The 24,561-nt window shown below is 65.8% G+C and carries 21 protein-coding genes and 1 tRNA gene; 10 read left to right on the plus strand and 12 right to left on the minus strand.

What is annotated here, in order from left to right; genetic code table 11:
- Positions 1 to 4 precede the first annotated feature (4 nt).
- The 7 genes from NZK81_RS05945 to NZK81_RS05975 all read right to left on the minus strand — a co-directional run bounded on the left by NZK81_RS05945 (position 5) and on the right by NZK81_RS05975 (position 6,163).
- The gene (locus NZK81_RS05945; protein ID WP_260044851.1) at positions 5 to 772 is read right to left on the minus strand and encodes a methyltransferase domain-containing protein; all 768 of its coding nucleotides are present in this window, start codon (positions 770 to 772) and stop codon (positions 5 to 7) included.
- Positions 769 to 1,389 carry an alpha/beta fold hydrolase gene (locus tag NZK81_RS05950; protein ID WP_260044852.1) on the minus strand — a complete coding sequence of 207 codons (621 nt, stop codon included), beginning with the start codon at positions 1,387 to 1,389 and terminating at the stop codon, positions 769 to 771. The genes NZK81_RS05945 and NZK81_RS05950 overlap by 4 nt, the downstream gene beginning before the upstream one ends.
- Entirely contained in the window at positions 1,386 to 2,549 is a 1,164-nt protein-coding gene (gene bioF, locus NZK81_RS05955) for an 8-amino-7-oxononanoate synthase (protein WP_260044854.1), read from the minus strand. Before bioF ends, NZK81_RS05950 begins: the two co-directional genes overlap by 4 nt.
- A 389-nt stretch (positions 2,550 to 2,938) precedes the next feature.
- Complete coding sequence (locus NZK81_RS05960) at positions 2,939 to 3,889, minus strand: endonuclease domain-containing protein (RefSeq protein WP_260044856.1); 951 nt, start codon at positions 3,887 to 3,889, stop codon at positions 2,939 to 2,941.
- 387 nt (positions 3,890 to 4,276) lie between these two features.
- On the minus strand, positions 4,277 to 4,480 hold the full coding sequence (locus NZK81_RS05965) for a hypothetical protein (RefSeq protein WP_260044858.1): 204 nt from the start codon (positions 4,478 to 4,480) through the stop codon (positions 4,277 to 4,279).
- Positions 4,480 to 4,662, minus strand: a complete 183-nt coding sequence (locus tag NZK81_RS05970) for a DUF4169 family protein (protein ID WP_260044860.1) — start codon at positions 4,660 to 4,662, stop codon at positions 4,480 to 4,482. Before NZK81_RS05970 ends, NZK81_RS05965 begins: the two co-directional genes overlap by 1 nt.
- 13 nt (positions 4,663 to 4,675) lie before the next feature.
- Positions 4,676 to 6,163 (minus strand): helicase HerA domain-containing protein, encoded by a 1,488-nt coding sequence (locus tag NZK81_RS05975; protein WP_260044862.1) that lies wholly within the window; start codon positions 6,161 to 6,163, stop codon positions 4,676 to 4,678.
- Positions 6,164 to 6,307: 144 nt separating this feature from the next.
- Between NZK81_RS05975 and NZK81_RS05980 the strand changes: the two genes are divergently transcribed.
- Both NZK81_RS05980 and NZK81_RS05985 read left to right on the plus strand, forming a co-directional pair.
- A complete protein-coding gene (locus NZK81_RS05980) occupies positions 6,308 to 7,177 on the plus strand; it encodes an NTP transferase domain-containing protein (RefSeq protein ID WP_260044864.1) in 870 nt (289 codons plus the stop codon).
- 88 nt (positions 7,178 to 7,265) lie between these two features.
- Positions 7,266 to 7,883 (plus strand): hypothetical protein, encoded by a 618-nt coding sequence (locus NZK81_RS05985; protein WP_260044866.1) that lies wholly within the window; start codon positions 7,266 to 7,268, stop codon positions 7,881 to 7,883.
- Between the two features lie 80 nt (positions 7,884 to 7,963).
- Here the strand turns inward: NZK81_RS05985 and NZK81_RS05990 are convergent, their stop codons facing one another.
- Positions 7,964 to 8,401: a nuclear transport factor 2 family protein gene (locus NZK81_RS05990; RefSeq protein WP_260044868.1), complete on the minus strand. Its 438-nt coding sequence runs from the start codon at positions 8,399 to 8,401 to the stop codon at positions 7,964 to 7,966.
- Positions 8,398 to 8,976, minus strand: a complete 579-nt coding sequence (locus NZK81_RS05995) for a c-type cytochrome (RefSeq protein WP_260044870.1) — start codon at positions 8,974 to 8,976, stop codon at positions 8,398 to 8,400. Before NZK81_RS05995 ends, NZK81_RS05990 begins: the two co-directional genes overlap by 4 nt.
- A gap of 154 nt (positions 8,977 to 9,130) precedes the next feature.
- Here NZK81_RS05995 and NZK81_RS06000 point away from each other — a divergent pair, with 154 nt between their 5' ends.
- The 4 genes from NZK81_RS06000 (at position 9,131) to bla (ending at position 14,050) form a co-directional block, all read left to right on the plus strand.
- The gene (locus tag NZK81_RS06000) at positions 9,131 to 10,519 is read left to right on the plus strand and encodes an MATE family efflux transporter (protein ID WP_260044872.1); all 1,389 of its coding nucleotides are present in this window, start codon (positions 9,131 to 9,133) and stop codon (positions 10,517 to 10,519) included.
- Between the two features lie 168 nt (positions 10,520 to 10,687).
- A complete protein-coding gene (locus tag NZK81_RS06005; protein ID WP_260044874.1) occupies positions 10,688 to 10,972 on the plus strand; it encodes a co-chaperone GroES in 285 nt (94 codons plus the stop codon).
- Between the two features lie 124 nt (positions 10,973 to 11,096).
- Entirely contained in the window at positions 11,097 to 12,749 is a 1,653-nt protein-coding gene (groL, locus tag NZK81_RS06010; RefSeq protein WP_260044876.1) for a chaperonin GroEL, read from the plus strand.
- Between the two features lie 308 nt (positions 12,750 to 13,057).
- A complete protein-coding gene (bla, locus tag NZK81_RS06015; RefSeq protein ID WP_260044878.1) occupies positions 13,058 to 14,050 on the plus strand; it encodes a class A beta-lactamase in 993 nt (330 codons plus the stop codon).
- A 106-nt stretch (positions 14,051 to 14,156) separates the two neighbouring features.
- Here the strand turns inward: bla and NZK81_RS06020 are convergent, their stop codons facing one another.
- A complete protein-coding gene (locus NZK81_RS06020; RefSeq protein WP_260044880.1) occupies positions 14,157 to 14,468 on the minus strand; it encodes a hypothetical protein in 312 nt (103 codons plus the stop codon).
- A gap of 247 nt (positions 14,469 to 14,715) precedes the next feature.
- On the opposite strand from NZK81_RS06020, the gene polA reads away from it, so the two are divergent.
- The 4 genes from polA to NZK81_RS06040 all read left to right on the plus strand — a co-directional run bounded on the left by polA (position 14,716) and on the right by NZK81_RS06040 (position 20,782).
- Positions 14,716 to 17,556 carry a DNA polymerase I gene (polA, locus tag NZK81_RS06025; RefSeq protein WP_260044882.1) on the plus strand — a complete coding sequence of 947 codons (2,841 nt, stop codon included), beginning with the start codon at positions 14,716 to 14,718 and terminating at the stop codon, positions 17,554 to 17,556.
- A gap of 243 nt (positions 17,557 to 17,799) precedes the next feature.
- Positions 17,800 to 18,939: a mechanosensitive ion channel family protein gene (locus NZK81_RS06030; protein ID WP_260044884.1), complete on the plus strand. Its 1,140-nt coding sequence runs from the start codon at positions 17,800 to 17,802 to the stop codon at positions 18,937 to 18,939.
- A gap of 189 nt (positions 18,940 to 19,128) precedes the next feature.
- Positions 19,129 to 19,199 (plus strand) — tRNA-Phe (locus NZK81_RS06035).
- 437 nt (positions 19,200 to 19,636) lie between these two features.
- A complete protein-coding gene (locus tag NZK81_RS06040) occupies positions 19,637 to 20,782 on the plus strand; it encodes a slipin family protein (RefSeq protein ID WP_260044886.1) in 1,146 nt (381 codons plus the stop codon).
- A 74-nt stretch (positions 20,783 to 20,856) separates the two neighbouring features.
- Here the strand turns inward: NZK81_RS06040 and NZK81_RS06045 are convergent, their stop codons facing one another.
- Both NZK81_RS06045 and NZK81_RS06050 read right to left on the minus strand, forming a co-directional pair.
- Entirely contained in the window at positions 20,857 to 23,172 is a 2,316-nt protein-coding gene (locus NZK81_RS06045) for a CDC48 family AAA ATPase (RefSeq protein WP_260044888.1), read from the minus strand.
- Positions 23,173 to 23,700: 528 nt separating this feature from the next.
- Complete coding sequence (locus NZK81_RS06050) at positions 23,701 to 24,483, minus strand: universal stress protein (RefSeq protein WP_260044890.1); 783 nt, start codon at positions 24,481 to 24,483, stop codon at positions 23,701 to 23,703.
- Positions 24,484 to 24,561: the final 78 nt, after the last annotated feature.

Genomic DNA, 24,561 nt, shown 5'->3' on the forward strand with positions numbered 1-24,561 from the left:
CGCGTCACCTAGCGCGGTGAAGGTGACAGGTCACGACCTCGTATGTCACTTCGCCTCCGTTTCGGTCGAAAGCGGCCATGACGCGGCGCAGGGTAGCGGGCGGTAGCGGGCGGTGGCCGGGCCCGGGCGTGCCGGCGCCGATCGCCTTCACCGCATGGAGGAAGGCGCGCGCATCGGCGTGGCGCTCGACGCGATTCTCGACCGTCAGCGATTCGGGATCAAGTGCGGCGAAGGCTTCCACCGGCGCGAAAGGCGGGGTTCCGGGCTCCAGCCCTTCGGCTTCGTGCGCGGCGCGCCATTCGGCGAAGCTGCCGGGGCCGAGCGTGGTGACGATGCAATGGCCGCCCGGCGCGAGCCATCCGGCCATGCGCGCCAGCGCGGCGGGGGCATCGTCGAACCACTGCAGCGCGAGGCTGGAGCAGATGAGGTCGAAGGGGCCGCCTTGCGGCGTGTCGTGCTCACCGTCGAGCACAGCGAAGTGGCGATGCGGCGTCTCGCCCAGCCGCTCGCGGCAGCGCGCGAGCATGTCGGGGGCGATGTCAGTGATGAGCCAGTCGCCGTCCCCGCCGCCCCCTATGCCAGCCTCTGCCAGCGCCTGCGTCAGGAAGCCGGTGCCGCAGCCCACTTCGAGCACGCGCGGGTTTTCCGGCAGGTCGAGCGCGGCAATGCGCGCGGCAAGGGCCTGCGCCACCTCGCGCTGGATTCGGGCGTGGCGGTCATAGTCCCGCGCCCCGGAAAAGGCCCGGGCGATCCGTTCGCGCTGCTCGCTCATGCCAGTGCGTCCAGTGCCCCGCGGATGGCCTGCGCGCACAGTTCGGGATGTTCGATCGGAAGCAGGTGTCCCGCTGCCTCATGGTCCACGCGCCGCACGTCGCATCCGGCGAAAACCGAGGTGCGCATGTTCGGCGGCAGGATCGGATCGCGCCCGCCGCTCAGCACCACGACCGGCACTTGCGGCAGCGGCGGTCGGGCATCGCGCAGGCGCAGCAGGTCGGCGCGCAGCGGGGCCTCGTCGATCTCGCCGAAGGGATCGTCGCACCCGCAGGTGTGCCGGAAGTCCGCGAGGACCGCGCGCGGGTCGGTCTCGAAGCGGCGCAGCATGCGGTCGACCACGCGCACCGGCACGCCGGGCTTGCCGGGCAGCGCGGTGAACCGCTCGAAGCCGTTGATCGCGACGAGCCCGGCAAGGCCCGGCGGCGGATCGGAAAGCACGCGCATGGTGCCGAAGGAATGAGTCACGGCAAGGCACGGCCCCTCGACCCGCGGCGCATCGGGCGCGCCGAAATAGCCGCGGTCGTCGATGGCGTGGGGCCATTCGGGCAGGAGCGTGGCGAGCGCGTCCCAGACATGCCGGTCGAATCCCCAGCCGTGCGCGAAGAGCAGCTTCACAGCGCGGCCTTTAGCGCCGCCAGGAACGCATCGACATCTTCGCGCGCATGGCTGGCGCGCAAGGCGAGGCGCAGGCGGCTGGTGCCCGGCGGCACCGTCGGCGGGCGGATGGCCGAGGCGAGGAAACCTGCCGCTTCCAGCTTTGCGGAGAGCGCCAGCGTGTCCTCCTCGGCGCCGATCATGGCAGGCACGATCTGCGTGGACGAAGCGCCATGGTCCAGCCCGAGCGCGGCAAGGCCGGTGCGCAGGCGCTCGCCCAGCGCGGCGAGGTGTGCGCGTTCGGCTTCCATGCCCGGCACGATATCCAGCGCCGCGTCGATCGCGCCCAGTACGGCGGGCGGCGGCGCGGTGGTGAAGACGAAGCCGCTCGCCGTATTGACGAGGTAGTCGATCAGCACCTGCGATCCCGCGACATAGGCGCCGAAGCCGCCCAGCGCCTTGCTGAAGGTGCCCATGATGAGGTCGATCCGGCCCGGCACTTCGGCGCTCAATCCCTTGCCCTGGGGGCCGAGTACGCCGGTGGCATGAGCCTCGTCGACGAACAGCGCGGCATCGTGCGCTTCGGCAAGCGCGGCCAGGCGCGGCAGGTCGGCGCGGTCGCCGTCCATCGAGAACACGCTTTCGGTCAGGATCAGCCGCGCCGGGGCATCGGCGCCCTTGCTCGCCAGCAGCGTTTCGAGGTGGTCGAGATCGTTGTGGCGGAAGCGGTGCTGGCGCACGCCGGCCATGGAGACGCCGGCATGCATGCTCGCGTGGATCAGCCGGTCGGTGAACACCGCCGCGCCCGGGATGGCCGCCAGCAGCGCCGGGATCACCGCCGCGTTGGCCTGCCAGCCGGTGGCGAAGAGCAGCGCGGCCTCGGTGCCCTTGAACGCGGCGATCTTCGCTTCGAGCGCGAGATGGGCCGCACTCGTCCCCGTCACCAGCCGCGATGCGCCCGAGCCGGTGCCGTGGGCCGCCGTCCATTCGCGCGCGCGCTCGACCAGCAGCGGGTGCCGGGCAAGGCCGAGGTAGTCGTTGCTCGAAAAGTCGACCAGCTCACGCCCCTCGCGCAGCACGCGCCCGCCCGGTGCAAGCGTGCTGGCGCGCAATGTCCGTCGCTGCCCCGCACGCTCGATCCGCGCGAGGGCGGCTTCAAGAAAGGAATCGAGCCGGCTCATCGCGCCTGCCGGTATGGCATGGCGCGCCCGGGCACAATGGCTGAGGGCGCAGCGGCGTGCCGGTTCGTGCCGTTTGTGCGCTTATGCCAGGGCTCTTGGACGGGACGTCATACGTTCAACGTTCACCGAAGGCGGTGCGGGCTCCCATGGCAGCTATCCGCGATTTTCGCGCAAAGCTGCCTTTCCGGACATGCAGACAAAGGTGTCATCGCACCTATGGCTGCTACGCGCCCTAGTCGGTCGTTCGAGGGCCGATTCTACGCGCCAGGGAACGGATCTTCCGGTCTCGTGCCGACCTCATCGGCCAGCAGCGAAGATGGGTGGAAAGCTGCAGTTCAGAACTGCCGTGTCAGGCAAGAAGGTGAGCTAGCAAAACAACCTACGACGAGTCACAGCTCAAAGGAGGCAAGCCCCATTGCTGCGCCAATCGGGTACCAGACATTTTGCCATCTGACCCTAGCGAGATCCGTCCCAACAAAGGAGGTCTCGTCGTTTCCCTTTCGCAGAAGCTTGCCCCCTTCCAGAAGCTCATAGTTCTGACCGTCGAGAACACGATCGCTGGACTTCACAGACAGCACCGATCGGAGCGGAAGAACGTAGATGGGATCATCTGCTACTAGATAAAACTCGTCAAACAGGTGTGCGTAGTTCTCCATGTGGACGCCAAGTTCAACGGAATAGAGGTCATGTGCCAAGACATTGATCCGAACCTCACCCTTGTCGTACTCTGTCGTCTGCCCGTCCAATTCCTTAATGTAGTATTCGTCCTCCGGCGGGACGAACACAAACGCGGTAATGAAGGATTTTTCGTGCAGCCAGCCAACGGCATGAGTGATGAATAAATCTAAACTGGGGAGGCGCAGCGACTTGTCGGGATGAAGATCCTTATAGAAGCGCATCGCTTCTGACATCTGGCGGATCAGAAATTGGTAGTCGATGTACAGAACGCGATACTTCACCGGCGCACGTTGAATCCGCTCCTTGTACATCTCTCGCACCTCGCGCACGCAAGCAGCGGGGTCTCGATTGATCTCCCGTCCGGTGAACCGGATGACCGAATAGCCAGCCCGCGTGAGATATCTCTGTCGGATCGCGTCTTTCTCGAGTTGCTCTTTGGTTGAATGATATTCGTGACCATCAAGCTCGATTATCAACCGGGCATCTTTCAGGATGAAATCGACCCGGTATCGCGCGTGCTTTGCAGTATCTCCAAACCAGTGTTCACTTTCAATCAGGTCAGCCAAATCGCCGAGCTCAGCTGAAAACTGCTTCTCGATGTAGGATTGACCTCGGTCTCGATACCAAGCTGGAGCTGATTCTGGTTGTCCAAGAGGGCGCATGGATATCCTGAAGATGATTGGTCAGTCGGGTTGAGTCTATAGGACAAAATGAGGCAGTTTGATGCGTGCACTCTTGGGTAATTGCCGGCGGAGCTTCAAGGGTCGAAACGGGCACGTCGCCGACCGGCAGCGTCAAACTTGCGAGTGACCTGTTCCGGCGTTTACCCAACGGCAGAAAAATCCACCCTCAAGCGCTCCCCGTAGCGAAAGGCGACAGGCAGCTATTGCGGTCGCCCAACCGGTCAGCCGACAGTCACCTACCGGCCCATCATCGTCATACCGGCCTACGCGGAGAATGTCTGTCCACCCCTATCCTCCGGCCACTAGGCAGCCTTTCGGGCCTGCCAAAAGCGGACAGTCATTCAGCGCGGAACTTCCCCAAGCTGCCTACCCTTCAAGCAGGTCGAGATAGGCCACCACATCGTTATCGGTGGCGATGAAGAGGCCGTCCTGTACCTCTTCGCTCTGCTGGGCGGCGATGCGCATGGCTTCGGACAGGGGGCCGTAGAACAGAGTGTTGGCCGCGCCGCCCTCGGGGCCTGAATCGAGGTGATAGAGGCGCACCGTGGCTTCCAGATAGGTGGTGCGCATCAGTCGTCGGTCTCGCGGCGGGCGCCTTCGACGGTGCGGGTCAGGCGGGCGGCTTCGGCCTCGGTGGCCTTGCGTTCGGTTTTGGTGCGGCCGTGCTGGGCGCGGTTGGCGTCGGCCTGCGCCTTGTCGGCGGCGCGGGCCTTGGCCTTGCGGGCCATCCTGAGGTTGACGATTTCGGCCATGGTGGCCGCGTTGTTACGCTTCCATGGGGGCGGTTGTCACGCCCATGTCGGGCACGCCGACCGAGCGCTTGCCCGAAAAGTCGGTGCGCACCACGATCAGCCCGTCCTTTTCGAGGTAGTCGAGCAGGCGCTGCACGCGGCGCGGGCTGCTGGTGCCGTAGATGCGCGCCAGTTCCATGTCGTCGGGGCAGGGCTTGCCGTCCATGGCCGCGCGCGCGATCAGGTAGAACGGCGCGAGGGCATCGTCGGGCACGTGCTTGGCGAGGTTCTGCAGGTCGAACCAGCGCTCGTCGTCGGGGTCCTCGATCCCGGCGATGGCGGCGGCAAAGCCCCGGCGGAACATCGTCGCGTCGAGCCCGCGCACCGAGATGCCCTTCATCCGGCAGCGGATGGTGAAATCCTGGAACAGCGTGGTCGAGGACTGGAAGGTGCAGTCGTCCTCCTTCGCCATCTCGTTCATGATCTCGACCATCGCCGCGCGGTTTTCCTCGGGCTCCGGCTCGGCGCGCTGGCGTTCGGCCTCGCGTTCGCGCGCGGGGCCGCCGGTCGGCTCGAGCATCTCGTTGGCGGCGATGCGGCGCGCGACCGATTCGGCATCCTCGATGCGCGGGGCCGGGCGCGGGAATTCGGGGCGCTCGGGCTCGACGTGGAGATTGTCGTGCAGCAGCTCGCGCATGTCCTCGGTGCTCGCCGTCGGCAGCGGGACGAGGCCGGGCGTCACCGACTTGGCGCCGGTGCGCACCGCGCCGATGTTCACCGCGACCGGGCGGCGCGCGATGGCGGGGCCGAGGCCGAGGAACTGGCCGCGCGCCAGATCGCGGATCTGCTCGGCCTGCCGGCGCTCCATGCCCAGCAGGTCCGCCGCGCGCACCATGTCGATGTCGAGGAAGGTGCGGCCCATCAGGAAGTTGCTGGCCTCTGCCGCGACGTTCTTGGCCAGCTTGGCAAGGCGCTGCGTGGCGATCACGCCGGCAAGACCGCGCTTGCGGCCGCGGCACATGAGGTTGGTCATGGCGCCGAGCGAGATGCGCCGGGCTTCCTCGGAAACCTCGCCGGCGGCGGCGGGCGCGAACATCTGCGCCTCGTCGACCACCACCAGCGCCGGATACCACTGCTCGCGCGGGGCATCGAACAGGGCGTTGAGGAACTGCGCGGCGCACTTCATCTGCTGGTCGATCTCCAGCTCGTCGAGCGCGAGCACGACCGAAGCGCGGTGCTGGCGAATGCGCGCGCCGAGCCGGACGATCTCGGCCTCGCCATAGGCGGCGCCGTCGATCACGACATGGCCGAATTCCTCGGCCAGCGAAACGAAGTCGCCTTCCGGATCGATCACAACCTGCTGGACGATGCCCGCGCTCTCTTCGAGCAGGCGGCGCAGCAGGTGCGACTTGCCGGACCCGGAATTGCCCTGCACCAGCAGGCGGGTCGCGAGAAGTTCCTTGATGTCGATCTCTATCGGTTCCCCGCGCGGGGTGTCGCCGATGACGATGGATGCGCTCACGGCCCCGCTAGTGCCAAAGCGGGGCGGGGCGGCGCAAGGCAAATGCGCGCGTTATCCATAGGCTGGCGCGGATTGCGCGTGGAACCCTCGCAAATGTGGGTGGTGTTTCACGACCTTGTAACATGACTGCGCGAACGATCCGCCATGGAGACGCACCTGTCGGCATTGCCGGAGACATCCTCTGCATTGCGCCTGATCGTGCTGGCCGGTCAGCAGGGCGGTGCCGCCGATCCGCTCGCGGAACGTTTCGGGAAGAGCCATCGCAGCCTGATCCCGCTCGCCGGTCAGCCGATGATCGCGCACGTGCTGCACACCGGGCTCATGCATCCGAATGTGGCGAGCCTTGCCATCTGCATCGAGAAGGAAGCCTTCGCGCCCTTGTGGGACGTGCTGACCCGCCTCCCCGGACGCGGCACCGTTGCGCTGGTGGAAGCGCGCGAGCACCTGGCGGATAGCGTCCGCGATGCCGCGCGCGGCTGGGAAGGCCCCTTGATCGTGACAACGGCCGACCATGCCTTGCTGAGTGCCGATGCGATCGATGCCGTGGCCGGCGCGCTCGGGCAGGCCGATGCCGTGATTGCGCTCTCGCCGCGGGATTGCGTCGAGGCGATGCACCGCGCCGCGCCGCGCCGCTTCCTGTCCTTGCGCGACGGAGATTTCGCGGCCTGCGACGTTTACGGGATTGCCGGACCTTCAGCGGTGCGCGCGGTGGAAGTGTTCCGGGGCAACGGCGGGTTCGATCGCAGCGGCACGCGGATCCGGAGGGCCGCCGGCCTGCTCGGCCTGCTTTTGATGCGTTGCCGGATGCTGACGCTTGCCGCAGCGGCCGAGTTCGCCTCGCGTCGCCTCGGACTGCGGCTTTCGGCGGTCGTGCTGCCCGACGGTGGCCAGGCGATCGACGTCGATGACGACCACAGCTACGCAGTGGTGCGCGATCTGCTCGACGGCAGGGCCGCGGCGTCGGTCAAGGTCGGGCAGGCTCGCGACGCGCGGCGCCTGGCCGGTACGGGCTAGGCCCGTGCGGCCTCTGTAATCGGGCGTTCAGCTTCGGCGGAGCAATATCCGGCATCGCAATGGGACGAGTCACAAGGAGGAATCCCGAATGCGAATGCCCCCCCGCAAATATCTGATCGCCGGCGCCGCGCTGGCGCTGCTCGGTGCCGGCGTGGCCCAGGCCGCGACGGCGAAGTTGCACACGATGGAAGTCGATGCCCCCGACGGGGCGGTCGTGCAGGTGCAGTACACAGGAAAGGTCGCGCCCCGGGTGCGGATCTTGCCGGTCGATGCGGTGCCCGTTGATGTCGTGGCGGTCCCCGCGGTCATGCCGGCGATGGCTGATCCGTTCGTCGAAATGGCGCGCGTTTCGGCGATCATGGATGCGCATATGCAGGCGATGATGCAGCGCGCCGCGTTGGTGCGACAGCAGGCCGCCCGGATGCAGCAGGAAGCCGTCGTGCATGGTGCCGCCCCTGCGGCGCCGGGCTTCACGCTCGCCGGCGACATGCCCAGGGGCATGCACGTGACCTATTATTCGTCGACGACGGACGCCAGCGGCTGCACGCGGACCATTTCCTACAGTTCGGATGGCTCGGGCGCCGCGCCCAGGCTGACCAAGGCTGCTTCCGATGGCTGCGATGCGGCCGCGCCCGATACGGCGGTGGTGCCTGCCAAGGCCGTCAAACCCGCCGGACAGCCTGCAGCACCGGGCCAGAAAGTCTGATCCCGTTTCCTTCGTCCTGTCTCCTGGGGATGAGGGTTGAAGGGGCGGTGCCGCCCCCGCAGTCTCGGCGCCGCCCCTTTTCAGTTTCCGGCGTGCAGCACGCTCTGCGCGTTGATCCACAAGGTGCGGGGACGGCGATGGGCGATCAGCCATTCGCCCTCTTCGCGCACAAGCTTGTCGATGTAGTAGCCGTTGTGGTCGAGCCCGGTCGCGCTCGTCACCAGCCAGTAGGTGCGCACGGTCGCGCTGTCGGGGCCGGTGAAGTCGACATGGCAGGTCGTCAGGTGATGACTGATGAATCCGGCGGCGCCGTCGGCGGACGGCGGAATGACCGAGGGGGCCTTCATCCACGCCAGGATCGCCGTGCGCCCGGCGATCGTCTCGTTCACCAGTTCGAGAATGCCCTCGCGCGCGAAGCATGCGGCATAGGCTTCGGCCTTGCGGGCGTCGCCCGCCTGGGTGCAGGCCGCGAGGCGCTGGTGGATTTCCGCCAGCGCCTCGGTTTGCGCCTCCGTCACTTCAGCGTTTCGAGATAGTCGATAATCGCCTTGCGCTTGGCGGCGTCGGGCACGGAGATCACCATCTTGGTGCCGGGAACCATCTTCATCGGGCCCTGCAACCAGGTGTCCAAGCTGGCCCGGTCCCAGGTGATGCCGGACTTCTTGAGCGCGGGGCTGAACGCGTAGTTCGGCACTTCGCCCGCCTTGCTGCCGGCGATGGCGAACAGCGTCGGGCCGACGCCGTTCTTCGCCGGCTCGACCGAGTGGCAGGCGCGGCACACCGCGAAGGCGGCTGGCGGCTTTGCCGCGACCTGCGGTTGCGCCGCGGCGACAGCTGCTGCCGGAATCGCGCTGGCTTCCGTGGTGGGTGCCGGGCTGGGGGTGGCGGTGGTTGCTTCGGGCGCGGGCTTTTCGGCGGCAGGCGTTTCCGATGCGGTCGCTTCGGCCGAAGGCATGGCCGCTTCCGGCGTGCTGCTGGCCATCGCTTCGGTCGCGGGAGTGGCCTCGGCAGTGCTCGTCTCGTCCGGTCCGGAGCCGCCGCAGGCAGCCAGCAGGGCGAACGGTGCGATAACGACCAGATTCCTGTAACTCATCGATCTTTCTCCTCGATGCGGCTGCGTATTATAGGCGCGCGCCAAAGGAAAGCGGCAGTTTGGCCGCAATTTTGCCGGAAGGCCCCGAAATGGCGGGGCGCGGGGCGTGAAAAGGCTTTCGCCGCAGGGCGGTTCCTCCTAGGGCTCGCGCGCCATGTTGCCCGCGCCCGCTTCCCGACCTTTCCAGACCGAACTCCGCGCCACCTTGCGGCTGGCCGGGCCGCTGGCGCTTGCCAACCTGTTGCAGATGACGGTCTACGCCACCGACGTGATGTTCGTCGCGCGGCTGGGGCAGGAGGCATTGGCGGCATCCAGCCTTGCCGTGGCCATCATCGCGGTGCTGATGATGGGGCTCAACGGCGTGACCGGCGCGGTCGCCCCGCTGATCGCGGCGGAGATCGGCCGCAGGAGCAACGCCGTGCGCGAAGTGCGCCGCTCGGTGCGCATGGCGCTGTGGATGGCCGTGGGGGGCGGCCTTGCGTGTATCGGGCTTTGCCAGTTCTCCGTGGCCTTCATGCTGGCGACCGGGCAGGAGCCCGAGCTGGCGACGCGCGGCGGGGATTTCCTGGCGATCCTTTCGGTTTCGATGGTGCCGATGGCCGTGGCCAATGTGCTGCGAACCTTCGTTTCGGCACTGGGCCGACCGATCTTCGCGACGGTGATCACCGCCGCGTCGATCCTGATCAACGTGGTGGGCGACTATGCGCTCGTCTTCGGCCATTTCGGGGCACCCGCGCTGGGCCTGACCGGCGCGGCGCTGGCCAGCATCATCACCGCGTCCTCGACGGTCATCGCCTATGCCGTGGCCATTGCCGGTGATCGCAACCTGCGGCGTTTCCATGTGTTCGGACGCTGGTGGCGGCCCGAATGGCAGAGAATGCGCCAGATGCTGGCGCTCGGCCTGCCGATTTCGGCGACGCTGGTGGCCGAGGGCGGCCTGTTCAGCGGCGCGGCCTTCGTGATGGGGCATGTCGGTGAAGCGCAACTGGCCGCGCATACGGTGGCGTTGCAGATTGCCGCCTTCGCCTTTCAGGTTCCCTTCGGCGTCGGGCAGGCGGCGACGATTCGCGTCGGCTATCATTTCGGTTCGGGCAATCGCGAGGGGGTCGGCCACGCCGGGTGGGCCGCGATCGCCATCGGCATGGCCTTCATGGTGCTGTCCGCGCTGGCCATGCTCGCCATGCCCGGGCTGATCCTGTCCGCCTATATGGACGTTTCCGCACCGGGCAATGCGGTCATGATCGGCTATGCCCTGAGCTATCTGTTCATCGCTGCGATCTTCCAGCTGGTCGACGGGCTGCAGGCCGTCGCGGCCGGCGTGCTGCGCGGGGTGCAGGACGCGCGGGTGCCGATGTTCTTCGCGCTGATCGGCTACTGGCTTGCGGGCTTCGGCACTTCGCTGGTGCTGGGGCTGTTCACGCCGCTCGGCGGTGTCGGCGTGTGGATCGGACTCGCGGTGGGACTGACCGTCGCGGCGGCGCTGCTGGTGGCGCGCTGGCATTGGCGCGATCGCTTCGGGCTGGTCCCGCAGCCTGCCGCCTGACTGCCGCATCCCGGGAACGGTTCGTCGGCAAGCCGGGCGGCCTCTGAAATTTTTTGTGCCGGGACCGCTTGACGGCATTTGGTGCCAAGACCATATCCGCGCCGGTTGGCACTCTGACCATTGGAGTGCCAATCCCAGTTTTCTGTTCGTAGGATAAGGGAGAATCCCATGGCATTCCGTCCGCTGCACGATCGTGTTCTCGTGCGTCGCGTCGAGGCTGAAGAAAAGACGGCCGGCGGCATCATCATTCCCGATAGCGCCAAGGAAAAGCCCGCTGAGGGCGAGATCGTGGCTGCCGGCAACGGCGCTGTGGTCGATGGCAAGGTTGCGCCGCTCGACGTCAAGGTCGGCGACCGCGTGCTGTTCGGCAAGTGGTCCGGCACCGAAGTCAAGGTCGACGGTGAAGACCTGCTGATCATGAAGGAAAGCGACATCCTGGGAGTGATCGCCTGAGGCGATCGCGGACATCCCGGCGCAGGCCGGGATCTCAGGCGTTTGACTGAACCTCGATAGGGCAGCGCAAGCTGCCCACGATCCCAGCCTTCGCTGGGATGACGATGAGAAAAGGAATTCTACAATGGCAGCCAAGGACGTAAAGTTCTCGCGCGACGCCCGTGAGCGCATTCTCGCCGGTGTCGACACCCTCGCCAACGCCGTGAAGGTCACGCTGGGCCCCAAGGGCCGCAATGTCGTGATCGACAAGAGCTTCGGCGCCCCCCGCATCACCAAGGACGGCGTCACCGTCGCCAAGGAAATCGAACTCAAGGACAAGTTCGAGAACATGGGCGCCCAGATGCTGCGCGAAGTGGCCTCGAAGGCCAACGACGCAGCCGGTGACGGCACCACCACCGCCACCGTTCTGGCTCAGGCTATCGTGCGCGAAGGCATGACCGCTGTTGCCGCCGGCATGAACCCGATGGATCTGAAGCGCGGCATCGATCTCGCCGTCGCCAAGGTCGTCGAGAACATCCAGGGCCGCTCGAAGGACGTTTCGGGCAATTCTGAAATCGCTCAGGTCGGCATCATCTCCGCCAATGGCGACAAGGAAGTCGGCGAGAAGATCGCCGAAGCCATGGAAAAGGTCGGCAAGGAAGGCGTCATCACCGTGGAAGAGGCCAAGGGCCTCGAATTCGAACTCGATGTCGTCGAAGGCATGCAGTTCGACCGCGGCTACCTCTCGCCGTACTTCGTCACCAACCCCGACAAGATGACGGTCGAACTCGACAGCCCCTACATCCTGATCCACGAGAAGAAGCTCTCGAACCTGCAGTCGATGCTGCCGATCCTCGAGGCCGTGGTGCAGTCGGGCCGTCCGCTCCTCATCATCGCCGAGGACATCGAGGGTGAGGCCTTGGCCACGCTCGTCGTCAACAAGCTGCGCGGCGGCCTCAAGGTTGCTGCCGTCAAGGCTCCGGGCTTCGGCGACCGCCGCAAGGCCATGCTGGGCGACATCGCGACCCTCACCGCCGGTGAAATGGTTTCGGAAGACCTCGGCATCAAGCTCGAGAACGTCACCCTCGGCATGCTCGGTCAGGCCAAGAAGGTCACGATCGACAAGGACAACACCACCATCGTCGACGGCGCCGGTTCGGCTGACGAGATCAAGGCCCGCGTCGAGCAGATTCGCGCCCAGATCGAAGTCACCACCAGCGACTACGACCGCGAGAAGCTGCAGGAGCGCCTTGCCAAGCTTGCCGGCGGCGTTGCCGTGATCAAGGTCGGCGGTGCTTCGGAAGTCGAGGTGAAGGAGCGCAAGGACCGCGTCGACGACGCTCTCCACGCGACCCGCGCCGCGGTTGAGGAAGGCATCGTCCCCGGCGGCGGTACTGCGCTGCTCTACGCCACCAAGGCTCTCGAAGGCCTGAAGGGCGCGAACGACGATCAGACCAAGGGCATCGACATCATCCGCCGTGCGATCACCGCGCCGGTGAAGCAGATTGCCACGAACGCCGGCCACGACGGCGCGGTCGTTTCGGGCAACCTGCTGCGTGAAAACGACGAGACCCAGGGCTTCAACGCCGCCACCGACACCTACGAGAATCTCGTGGCTGCCGGCGTCATCGACCCGACCAAGGTCGTGCGCACCGCGCTGCAGGATGCGGCTTCGGTCGCCGGTCTGCTGATCACCACCGAAGCGGCGATCAGCGACGCGCCCGACGACAAGGCTGGCATGCCGGCAATGCCCGACATGGGCGGCATGGGTGGCATGGGCGGCATGGGCGGCTTCTAAGCCGACCATCGTCCATCCGACGAAACAGGAAGGGCCGGGAGCGCGATCTCCCGGCCCTTTTTGCTGTCTGGCGCGGCCCGATGGCGTGCAAGCGTGTTTGAATCGGTCTTCGGTACGACAAAAAAGTGCCTTTTGCGGCAATTACCGCTCATCGCATGCAATTCATCGCGCTGGACTGGCGTTTTGTCACTGTTGCGTTAACCTCGCGGGAAGACAGACGAATCTAGGGTAGGAACTGCATGACCGGGGCAGGCGACCTTTTCGCGCGGTGCCGTGCTGGCACGAGGCGCTTCATCGGATTGATGGCCATGACGGCTGCGGCTTCGCTGGCGTCGGCTCCCGCGCAGGCGGATCAGGTCACGCCGAATGCCCAGCCCACGCAGCAGGTCGTCGAAGTCCAGAACACGTTCGATGCGCTGTTCGGCACCCAGATGCGCGGGCCGCGCACGTATTCCACCGTTCTCGGGCAGCAGCTTGCCGCCGTCGCCGAAGCCTCGGATGGCCGTATCGGCGTTGCCGCCGTCGATCTCGCGACAGGGCATGCCGTCGACGTCCTGGGCGATCAGCGCTTCCCCATGGCCAGCACCAGCAAGGTCGCCATCGCCGCGACTTTCCTGGAGGGCGTGGATCAGGGCAAGTGGAGCCTGACCAGCGAATTCCCGCTGATGATCCCGGTCCGCTCGGCGCCCTTCTCGTCTGCGGTCGCGCCGGTTCGTCCCGGCACCTACATGACGGCCGGACGCCTGATGGAGCTGATGCTCACGCGTTCGAACAACTATGCCACCGATGCCCTGCTCAAGGTCGTCGGCGGTCCCGCCGCGGTCAACGAATGGGTGCGGCGCGCCGGCATCGAGGACTGGCACATCGATCGCGACATCGCCACGCTGGTGCGCGACGACGGGGCGATCGATCCGGCAGCGGTCATCGACAAGCGCGACAGCGCCACGCCGCTGGCAATGGTTCGCCTGCTGACCGGCATCTACCAGGGCAAGTGGCTGAGCCCGTCGAGCCGCAAGATCCTGCTCGATACCATGGGCCGCTGCGTCACCGGCAAGCGCCGCATCGTCGCGGGCCTGCCCGAAACGGTGCAGGTGCTGCACAAGACGGGATCGTTGCACAACACCTCGAGCGACATTGGTATCATCGAGACCCCCGATGGCCGCGTTTTCGCGGTTGCCATCTATGTCACCGGGCAGGGCAGCCGCCCCGGCCGCGAGGCACGCATCGCCAGCATCGCCCGCACCATCTACAACGGCTACCTCGCGGAAGGCCCCGGCTACCACCATACCGCTTCGCGCTGAGGTCAGTTCCGCAAGCTGAACCGGTCACAAAAAGGGCCCGCAGGAGTTATCCCGCGGGCCCTCTTTCGTGATGGCGGGCGGGTCCCGGGGACCCGCCTTTCGCGCATCAGTTGTTGCTGTGGTCGTCCAGCGCCGCTTCGGCGTCCTTGGCGGCCTGCGCCGCGCTGGCGGCCGTGTCGCTCACGGTGTCGGCGGCCTGTGCGCCGGCATCCTTGGCGGCATTCATGGCATCGCCCGCCGCGTCGCTCATGGCATCGCCTGCCGTGTCGACGGCAGTGGCAGCATCGGTGGCCATTGTCTGCACGTCGTCAGCTGCCGAGGAGGCGGCGGCTTCGGTCGTGTCCTGTGTCTTCTGCGAGCATGCGGCCAGCGCGATGGCGCCGATGGCGGCAGTAGCAGCAATAAGGATCTTGCGCATTTTTAAGTCTTCCCTTGGTTCAAGGTTCGATTCGGCGGCGGGACGCCGCGCTGCATGTCCAGTTCTCCAGACCTGCTATGCCCCGTGGAGTAGGCGCATGGACCGGTCGTTTCAAGCATACCGGCCGTTTAGTGCATGTGGGCCGTTTCAAACATACGGGGCCACAAACGCGGTTCGCGCGATCTGGTTCCCGCTGACAATGCACTCGCATGCTGACGGCCCGGTCCGGCGCTGCTAGGGCAGGCGCATGGAGTCAAAGCAGCATCTCTACCTCGTCGACGGCTCGGCCTACATCTTCCGCGCCTATCACCGCCTGCCGCCGCTGACCGATCCGGAAGGAACGCCGGTCGGCGCGGTCTATGGCTATACCACGATGCTGTGGAAGCTTGCCGAGGATCTGCACAAGGCGGACGGGCCGACGCACCTCGCGGTCATCCTGGATGCGGGCAGCAAGTCGTTCCGCAATGATATCTACGAGGACTACAAGGCCAACCGTCCGCCGCCGCCAGAGGATCTCAGGCCGCAGTTCCCGCTGGTGCGCGATGCCACCCGTGCCTTCTCGCTGCCCTGCATCGAGGAGCCCGGATTCGAGGCCGACGATCTCATCGCCTCCTATGCCCGCGCCGCCGCGGCGCAGGGATGGGACGTGACCATCGTCTCCTCGGACAAGGACCTGATGCAGCTCGTCGGCACCTGTGAGAAGGGTGGCGGCAAGGTCGACATGCTCGACACGATGAAGAGCCAGCGCATCGACATTCCCGAAGTCGTCGAAAAGTTCGGCGTGCCGCCCGAAAAGGTGGGCGACGTGCTCGCGCTGATGGGCGATTCGGTCGACAACGTTCCGGGCGTCTACGGTGTCGGGCCCAAGACGGCGACCAAGCTGATCCAGGACTATGGCGATCTCGAATCGGCGCTGGCTGCCGCGCCGACGATGAAGAAGTCCAAGCTGCAGGAACGCCTGATCGAACAGGCCGAGCAGGCACGCCTGTCCAAGGTGCTGGTCACGCTCAAGGAAGACTGCACGCTGCCGCTGGACATCGAAACGTTCAAGCTCGACGCGATCCCGCCCGAGCCGCTCGCGGCTTTTCTGGGCAAGCATGGCTTTACCAGCCTGCTCAAGCGCCTCGACGGCGGCAATGGCAGCCCCGAGCGGGCGACGCAGCTCCATCCGGCCAAGGTCGTCACCGCCGGGGCGGCGCCGAACGAAGGCGCGGCGCGCCAGCCGGTGCCGGACATGCCCGGCGTGGACTATGCCGCCTATGAATGCGTCCAGACGGTGGAAGCGCTCGAAGGGTGGATCGCGAAGGCTGCTGCGGCGCACGTGGTTGCGGTCGACACCGAAACCTCGGCGCTGGAAGCGATGCAGGCGGATCTCGTCGGGGTGAGCCTTGCCGTGGGTCCCAACGAGGCCTGCTACATTCCGCTTGGCCACGGCGGCAGCGATATGTTTGCCGAAAAGCCGCCGCAGGTGCCGCTCGACAAGGCGATAGACCTGCTCAAGCCGCTGCTGGAAAGCGATGCGGTGCTCAAGGTCGGGCAGAACATCAAGTACGACCTCAACGTGCTGGCTCGCTACGGGATCGAGGTCGCGCCGGTCGACGATACGATGATCGAAAGCTTCTGCCTCGATGCCGGGCGGCAGGCCGACGGGATCGGTGGCGGGCACGGCATGGACGAGCTGTCCGAACGCCATCTCGGGCACAAGCCGATGGCCTTCAAGGACGTGTGCGGCACTGGCAAGAAGGCGATCCCCTTCGGCGAGGTTCCGCTCGACAAGGCGACCCACTATGCCGCCGAGGATGCCGACGTCACCTGGCGCCTGCACACACTGCTCAAGCCGCGCCTTGCCGACGAAGGCGGCACGCGCATCTACGAGCGGGTCGATCGCCCGCTGATCCCGGTGGTGGCGGGGATGGAGCGCCACGGCATCCGTGTCGACCGCGAGAAGCTGGCGCATCTTTCCAGTCAGTTCGCCGAGGCCATCGGTGCGCTCGAAACCGAAATTCACGGGATGGCCGGGCAGGAATTCACCATCGGCAGCCCCAAGCAGCTGGGCGAGATCCTGTTCGACAAGCTTGGCTACAAGGGTGGCAAGAAGGGCAAGTCGGGTCAGTATTCGACCGACCAGTCGGTGCTTGAAAGACTGGCTGGCGAAGGGGCCGATGTCGCCACCAAGGTGCTCGAATGGCGTCAGCTGTCCAAATTGCGCTCGACCTATACCGAGGCGCTGCAGGCGGCGATCAACCCGAAGACCGAGCGCGTGCACACCAGCTATTCGCTCGTCGGTGCGCAGACCGGCCGCCTGTCCTCGACCGATCCGAACCTGCAGAACATTCCGGTCCGGACCGAGATCGGCCGCCAGATCCGCGATTGCTTCGTGGCCGAACCGGGCAATGTCCTGCTCTCGGCCGACTATTCGCAGATCGAGCTGCGCCTTGCCGCGCACATGGCCGATGTGCCCAGCCTGAAGGAGGCCTTCGCCAGCGGCGAGGACATCCACGCGCGCACGGCGCAGGAAATGTTCGGTACGGTCGACCGGGATACCCGCGGGCGTGCCAAGACGATCAACTTCGCCATCCTCTACGGCATCTCGCGCTGGGGCCTTGCCGGCCGGCTGGGCGTGGACGCGGACGAGGCGCAGGCGATGATCGACCGCTATTTCGAGCGGTTCCCCGGCATCCAGAAGTACATCGTCGCCACGCTGGAGCAGGTGCGCGAGTGTGGCTATTCGGAAACGCTGTTCGGCCGCAAGACCTGGTTCCCGCGCATCAACTCGAAGAACGGTGCCGAGCGGCAGGGCAGCGAGCGCGCCGCGATCAACGCGCCTATCCAGGGCACCTGCGCCGACATCATCAAGCGAGCCATGGTCCGCATGGGTCCCGCGCTGGCCGATGCGGGCCTCGGCCATGTGAAGATGCTGCTGCAGGTGCACGACGAACTCGTGTTCGAACTGCCCGAAGGCGATGTCGCCGCCGCCTCGCCGGTGATCGAGCGAGTCATGGCCGAAGCGGCGCTGCCCGCGGTCCCGCTCGACGTGCCGCTGGGCGTGGAGATCGGCTCCGGGTCGAGCTGGGGTGATGCGCACTAGGGCGGATCGACATTCAGCCCTGACGGCCTGCAAATGGCGCTTTTCCGTGCTTCCGGTGCTCACGTACTAAAAGTACGCTGCGCTCCGGATCCCGTAAAAACACCATTTTCGGCTCGCCATCTTCTGAATGTCGATCCGTCCTAGGACGTTTTTCGGACCTTCCGGCTGCGTGCCATGCGTCAAATTGAGCCGATCGCGGCCTCTTGAGTTGAATCTCGGCGCCGGGGCCATACGATAAGCGCCATGGTTTACTGGATCGAACAGGTCACCGGGCAGCTGCCCGCATGGAGTGAGCAGCTTGTCATGGGGGCTATCGCCGCCATGGTGGGAATCGTGGTGGCACTGGTCGCCCATCGGGTGCTTTTTCGCGTGCTGCATCGCGTCGCGAAGGCCAGCGAGAGCGAGACCGACGACATTCTCGTCGCCCAGCTGGGGCGTCCGGCCCGCTATGCCTTCATCGCGCTCGGCATTGCCTATGTCGCGCGCGAGACCCCGGCGCTCGATGCCTTGTGGAACAGGCTATCCGGCTTCGTCATGCCGTTCCTGCTGGGCTGGATCGTGCTCGCGCTGCTGCACAGCTTTGTCGAGGCGATGAAGATCTGCACCGAGACGACCCTCGCCGACGACCGGAATGCCCGCCGCCGTCGCACGCGCCTTGCGATCTTCAATCGAATCGGCACGTTCATCGTCATCTTCGTGACCGTCGCGCTGATGCTCTTCGCCATCCCGGGCGTGCGGCAGATCGGCATTACCCTGATGGCCTCCGCCGGTCTGGCCGCCCTGGCTGTCGGCGCGGCGGCCCAGCCCGCGCTCAAGGCGCTGATCGGCGGCTTCCAGATGGCGCTGACCGAGCCGATCGCGATCGACGACGTCGTGATCGTCGATGGCGAATGGGGCCGGATCGAGGACATCCGCACGACCTATGTGATCGTGAAGATCTGGGATGAGCGCCGGCTGGTGGTGCCGTCCAACAAGTTCCTGGAGAACACGTTCCAGAACTGGACCAAGACCGGATCGCAGATCACCGGCACCGTGTTCCTCTACCTCGATCACGCGACCGATCTGGCGCCGATCCGCGCCGAGTACGAACGCAAGGTCTCGGCCGATCCGCGTTGGGACAAGCGTGCGCAGAACGTGACGGTCACCGACATGACGAACGAGGCGATCGAAGTGCGCCTGCTGATGACCGCCGCGAACTCGAGCAACCTGTGGGACCTGCGCTGCGCCATGCGCGAGGGGATGATCGACTGGATCCGCCGCGAAATGCCCGATGCCCTCGTCCGCCGCCGCAACATGGCCATGGCGCCGATCGAGCTGGCCGCCGGTCCCTCGATGGTCGAGGCGATTGCCGTGGCAGGCGAAGGGAAGAGCGAGCCCGGGTGACTTCCGACCTGCGCATAAATATTTCTTTATGTCGTAATTTTACATTGAAATTGCTGCACTGCACAATTATTGGCGCGCCTCCCGGCCAGTTGGCTGGGTAGTCGACAACGGTTGGGGTTCCGGATCCCCGCCCGCATGGTCCGGCCTTGCCGGTGCCATGTACGGTTGGCTGCCTGGTCTGGTCAGGCACGGTATATGGCTCAAGGGAAGAGCATCGGTCCGAAAGGCCGAAGGTGCGGGTTCGAGTCCCGTTATACCACCATGCCATGGATAGCTCAGGCGGATAGAGCACTAGACTTGCAATCTAGGTGTCGAAGGTTCGAATCCTTCTCCACACGGTCCTGAAAAGACCACCACCCTCCAACGGTGTCCATAACATGGGTTCGGGGACTGGCTTGCGGATGGCGGCGCAGCGGCTTGCGGCCGTGCCTTCGGGTGCGGGCGGAGGGCGCGTGCGTCTCCTGAAACCAGGGCCAGGTGTCTGGCGGGCGGCAATGATCGCGCCGTGCGAATGGCTGGAGGGCAGGGTTCTCGAACACCGTCCATGCTCGCCCCTCGTGCTGCCGGTCCGCTTGCCGCATCGTCCGCACGTGGCCTTGCCGCCGGTCCCCGGATCTTTTCCGCCGGGATGTGAATGAAACCAGAGAACGAAAGGAAAATCGGCGTGTCCTAGCGCATGATTGTAACGGTGAATAAGATGTTGAAGCGTTTGATAGATCTCCTGATGGGCCACCGCCGCGTGCTCATCAACGAAGACGAGCGTGCGGTCTGGCTCTACAAGGGCGAGGTCCGCGGCATTCTGGGCTCCGGTGAGCATGTCCTGCCCAATTGGGACGGTTCGCTGAAGGTCGATGTGTGCAAGCTCGTCCAGCCGATGGTCGTATTGTCCTATGCGCAGGCCTTGCTCGACAAGCTGCCGGAGGATGCGGCGCGTCACCTGATGGTGGTGCGTACCGGCGAGAACGAGATAGCGGTCATCGAACGTGACGGCATGCTTCACACCGTTCTCGCGCCGGATACGAAGGTGATCCTGTGGACCGATGCGGGTCCGTGGAAGACCCGGCTGGTCGACATCGGCGAGACCGCGCTGGTCGAGCCGAAGCTGCTCCGGCGCCTGCAGCGTGCGGGCAAGGTGCAGCTCGTCAGCCAGTTCGAGGTCGAGGACGGCAAGCTGGGCATCCTGACCATCGATGGCGTGCTTGCGGGTGAACTGCAGGCGGGCGTCTATGGCTACTGGAACCCGGGCCGCAAGATCGCGGTGCGCCAGGTCGACCTCAAGCGCCAGTCGCTCGACGTCACGGGTCAGGAAATCCTGACGCGCGACCGGGTGACGCTGCGGGTCAACATCGCGGCCGAGTACCGCGTTGCCGATCCGCGCAAGGCCGTCACCAGCGTGAAGGACTATGCCGATGCGCTCTACCGGGCGCTGCAGTACGCCTTCCGCAAGACGCTCGGCGCGCTGACGCTCGACCAGATCCTCGAACAGAAGATCTCGGTCGACGCCGATGCCGCCGCGAAGGTCCGCTCCGACATGGAGGCCATCGGGCTGGAGGTTTCCGAAATCGCCCTCAAGGACGTGGTCCTGCCGGGCGACATGCGCGAGATCCTGAACCAGGTCGTCTCCGCGCAGAAGGAAGCCGAGGCGAACGTGATCCGCCGGCGTGAGGAAACGAACGCCACGCGCTCGCTGCTCAACACGGCGAAGGTCATGGCCGAAAACCCGGTCATGCTCCGCCTGAAGGAGCTGGAAGCGCTGGAGAGCATCGCCGGCAAGGTCGACAAGCTGACGGTCCTCAACGGGACCAGCGGGTTGATGAACGACCTTGTGAAGCTGTCCGGCTGAGGCAGGCCTCACGGGCTGAAAAACGAGGGGCGCGGCAGAGATGCCGCGCCCCTTTTTTGCATTTCAGGCCGGGATCAGTCCCCGTGCTTCTTGTCGCGGGTGCTTTCGACCATGCCCGGGGTGATGAAGCCGATCGGCGAGACTTCCATGGCGCGCTTTTTCAGTTCGCCCTTCATCTTCGCGTATTCGGCTTCCATCTCTTCGGTCACCGTCGCGCGGCTGTCTTCGAGGGCGTCGTCGAAATCGGCCATGGTCACGGACTCCACGTCCGCGCCGCGCTTGCGGATGGCGATCAGGCCGGCGCGGCGGACCACGTCTTCCAGATCGGCGCCGGTGAAGCGCTCGGTGCGGTCGGCGATGGTGCCGAGCTGCACGTCATCGGCCAGCGGCATGGCTGCGGTGTGGATACCGAGGATGTGCTCGCGTCCGGCCGTATCGGGCGTGCCGACATAGACCAGCTCGTCGAAGCGGCCGGGGCGCAGCAGTGCCGGGTCGACCAGCGCCGGGCGGTTGGTGGCGCCCACGAGCACGACCGACTGCAGTTCCTCCATCCCGTCCATTTCAGCGAGGATGGTGTTGACGACGCGGGCGGTTACTTGCGGCTCGCCCATCCCGCCGCCCATCCCGCGCGCGGGCACAAGGCTGTCGATCTCGTCGATGAAGATAACGCAGGGGGCGACCTGGCGGGCGCGGGCGAACAGCTTCGCGATCTGCTGCTCGCTCTCGCCGTACCATTTGCTGAGCAGGTCCGACGACTTGATCGAGATGAAGTTCGCCTCGGCTTCCTTGGCCACCGCCTTGGCCAGCAGCGTCTTGCCGGTGCCCGGGGGGCCGTAGAGCAGGAAGCCCTTGGCGGCGCGGATGCCCAGCTTGTGGAAGGCCTCCGGGTTCTTCATCGGCAATTCGATGCCTTCGCGCAGCGTGCGCTGCGCCTCGTCGAGGCCGCCGATGTCGGCCCAGCCGATGTTCGGCACCTGCACCATGACTTCGCGCATGGCCGAAGGCTGGACGCGCTTGAGCGCCTCGATGAAATCCTCGCGCGTGACCGAGAGGCTTTCGAGCACTTCGGCCGGGATCGTGCGGGCTTCCAGATCGAGCTGGGGCATGATCCGGCGTACCGCCTCGATCGCGGCTTCGCGGGTCAGCGCGGCAAGGTCGGCGCCGACGAAGCCGTGGGTGGTGCGCGCCAGTTCCTTGAGATCGACCTTCTCGCCCAGCGGCATGCCACGGGTGTGGATGGCCAGGATCTCGCGGCGGCCCGATTCGTCCGGCACGCCGATCACGATCTCGCGGTCGAAGCGGCCGGGGCGGCGCAGCGCCTCGTCGATCGCATCGGGCCGGTTGGTGGCGGCAATGACGACCACGTGGGCACGGCTGTTGAGGCCGTCCATCAGGGTAAGGAGCTGGGCGACAAGGCGCTTTTCCGCCTCGCCGTGGACCTGATCGCGCTTGGGGGCGATCGAATCGATCTCGTCGATGAAGACGATGGCCGGTGCGGCCTTGGTCGCTTCCTCGAAGACCTCGCGCAGGTGCTTCTCGCTCTCGCCATAGCCCGATCCCATGATCTCGGGGCCGTTGATCGAGAAGAAGTTGGCTTCGCTCTCGTTGGCGACGGCCTGGGCAAGGCGCGTCTTGCCGGTTCCCGGCGGGCCATGAAGCAGCACGCCCTTGGGCGGAGCGACGCCGAGGCGGGTGAACAGTTCGGGATAGCGCAGCGGCAGTTCCACCATCTCGCGCAGCTGGCGGATCGTGTCGCTCATGCCGCCGACGTCGTCGTAGTTGACGTCGCCGCGCGCGTCGTGGGCTTCCTCGAAGGTCTCGCGCAGCTCGACTTCGGTGCTTTCGTCGATGTGGACGATGCCGCGCGGCGTGGTCGAGACGACGTTGAGGCGGATCTGCGTCAGTGCATAGGCAGGCGCATTGAACATGCGGCGTAGCTGCGGGGGAATGTCCGCGACCTGCTGCTGGCCGGCGGTGGCGACAAGATCGCCCTGGACCATGGGCCGGCCGAAGAAGTTGCGCTTGAGCGCCACCGAGGGGCCCTGAAGGCGCATGTCCTTCTGCGCGGGGGCGAAGACCACGCGCTGGGCGGGGCGCGATTCGCCCTTGCGCACGATGACGTGATCGCCCGAGCCGACTTCGGCATTGCCGCGCTGGAGGCCGTCGAGCCGAATCACGGACAGCCCTTCATCCTCGGGGAAGGCCAGCACGGCGCGGGCCACCGTGACCGACTTGCCGGTGATTTCGAGAACGTCGCCTTCCATGGCGCCGATGGCCGAGAGCGATTCGCGCGAGAGGCGGGCAATGCCCTGACCGCTTTCTTCCTGCCGGGCCGCTGCGACCTGCAGTTTCACGTTGCGATCCTCTACCTGGGTTTCCGTGTCCACCATGCCGTTCCTTTCCGCCCGGCGGCCCGCGAAGCCGTTCGCGGGTTCCGGCGATGTGCATGTACGCAGCTAGGTATCGTCTTGCGCGATTTCAAACCAGCAATAGCCGGTCCGCGATGGCAAGAAAAAAGGCCCGGTCGTTGCCGACCGGGCCGTGGAAGTTTTGGGAGAGGATGCCTGAAAGGCACTCTCTATATGCATGCACCCCTGTTTTTGTGCAAGTGCGAAATCACTTCACGCGGTTGCAAAAAACACAATAGATGTTGCATGGAACCAAATCACTAAACTGTCATCAACCAAAAACGCCTGAATTCCGTTACTTGTGAAGCTCGATTCACCTTTCTCTTGCGTTTCCGTCAAGAGTCGCCGCAGCCTCGCGGGCATCTTCTGAGCCTCGGACTGTTGCGTCGCGCAATTTACTCACCCTGCTGAGCAAATTTCCCGAAAATCAATTGCATACCGCTCGCTTGGACGAACGGGCCTTCGCTGTGCCGCGAGGCCGGACCGTTTCGCGGCCCGGCCACTGGCGGCTCAGTGCCCGAGAAGCAGTGCCGGCGCCTTGCCTTCTTCCAGGAAGTACGCGGTCACGCCGCCGAACAGGAATTCGCGCATGCGGCTCTTGCCATAGGCGCCCATGACCAGCAGTTCCGCATGGGCCTGGGCGACGGCGACGGCCAGCGTTTCCTCGGTCGAGCCGCGCCTCTCGTGCTCCTCGAACTCGGCGTGGATCCCGTGGCGGGAGAGGTAGCGCAGCGCCTCGGTGGCCGGGAAGCCGCCGGGCTTTTCGATGACCGAGATCACCTTGACCGTCTGGCAGCTATCCAGCAGCGGCACCGAGGCACGCAGGGCCGATGCCGCCTGTTCGCCGCCGTCCCAGGCGATGCAGGCCCGGCGGACGGGCAGTTCCAGCGCCTTGTCGTCCGGCAGGGCCAGAACCGGCGTGCGCGAGGCAAGCGCAAGCTCTCCGGCGAGGCCGCCGGAACGCGAGACGATCACCAGATCGGCGAGGCGCGCGGCATTGGCGAGCGCGCTGACCGGGTCGTCCTCGCTGCGCAGGACATCGAAGGGAACGTCGCCGCGCGCCATGCGCGCCTCGATCGCGGCCGCCGCCGCGTCATCCTCGCCGCGTGCCTTTTCGAGCGCGTCGGACACGACGTAGCTGCCGCCCATCGGGTCCATCGCGATGTAGCGCGTGACCGGGGTGTCGACGAGCACGCTGACGTGGCCGCTGAAGCGGCGGGCGATTTCGAGCGCCGTGTCGATACGGGCATCGTTGCCCGGTTTGCGGTCGGCATTGACGAGAATTGAGCGCATGATCTGTATTCTCCCTTTGATGCACCGACCCTAGTGGATGGCGGTGTTCGAACCATGACCAAGATCAACCATTTACGT

The sequence above is a fragment of the Novosphingobium mangrovisedimenti genome (assembly GCF_025153475.1).
Taxonomy (GTDB): domain Bacteria; phylum Pseudomonadota; class Alphaproteobacteria; order Sphingomonadales; family Sphingomonadaceae; genus Novosphingobium; species Novosphingobium mangrovi_A.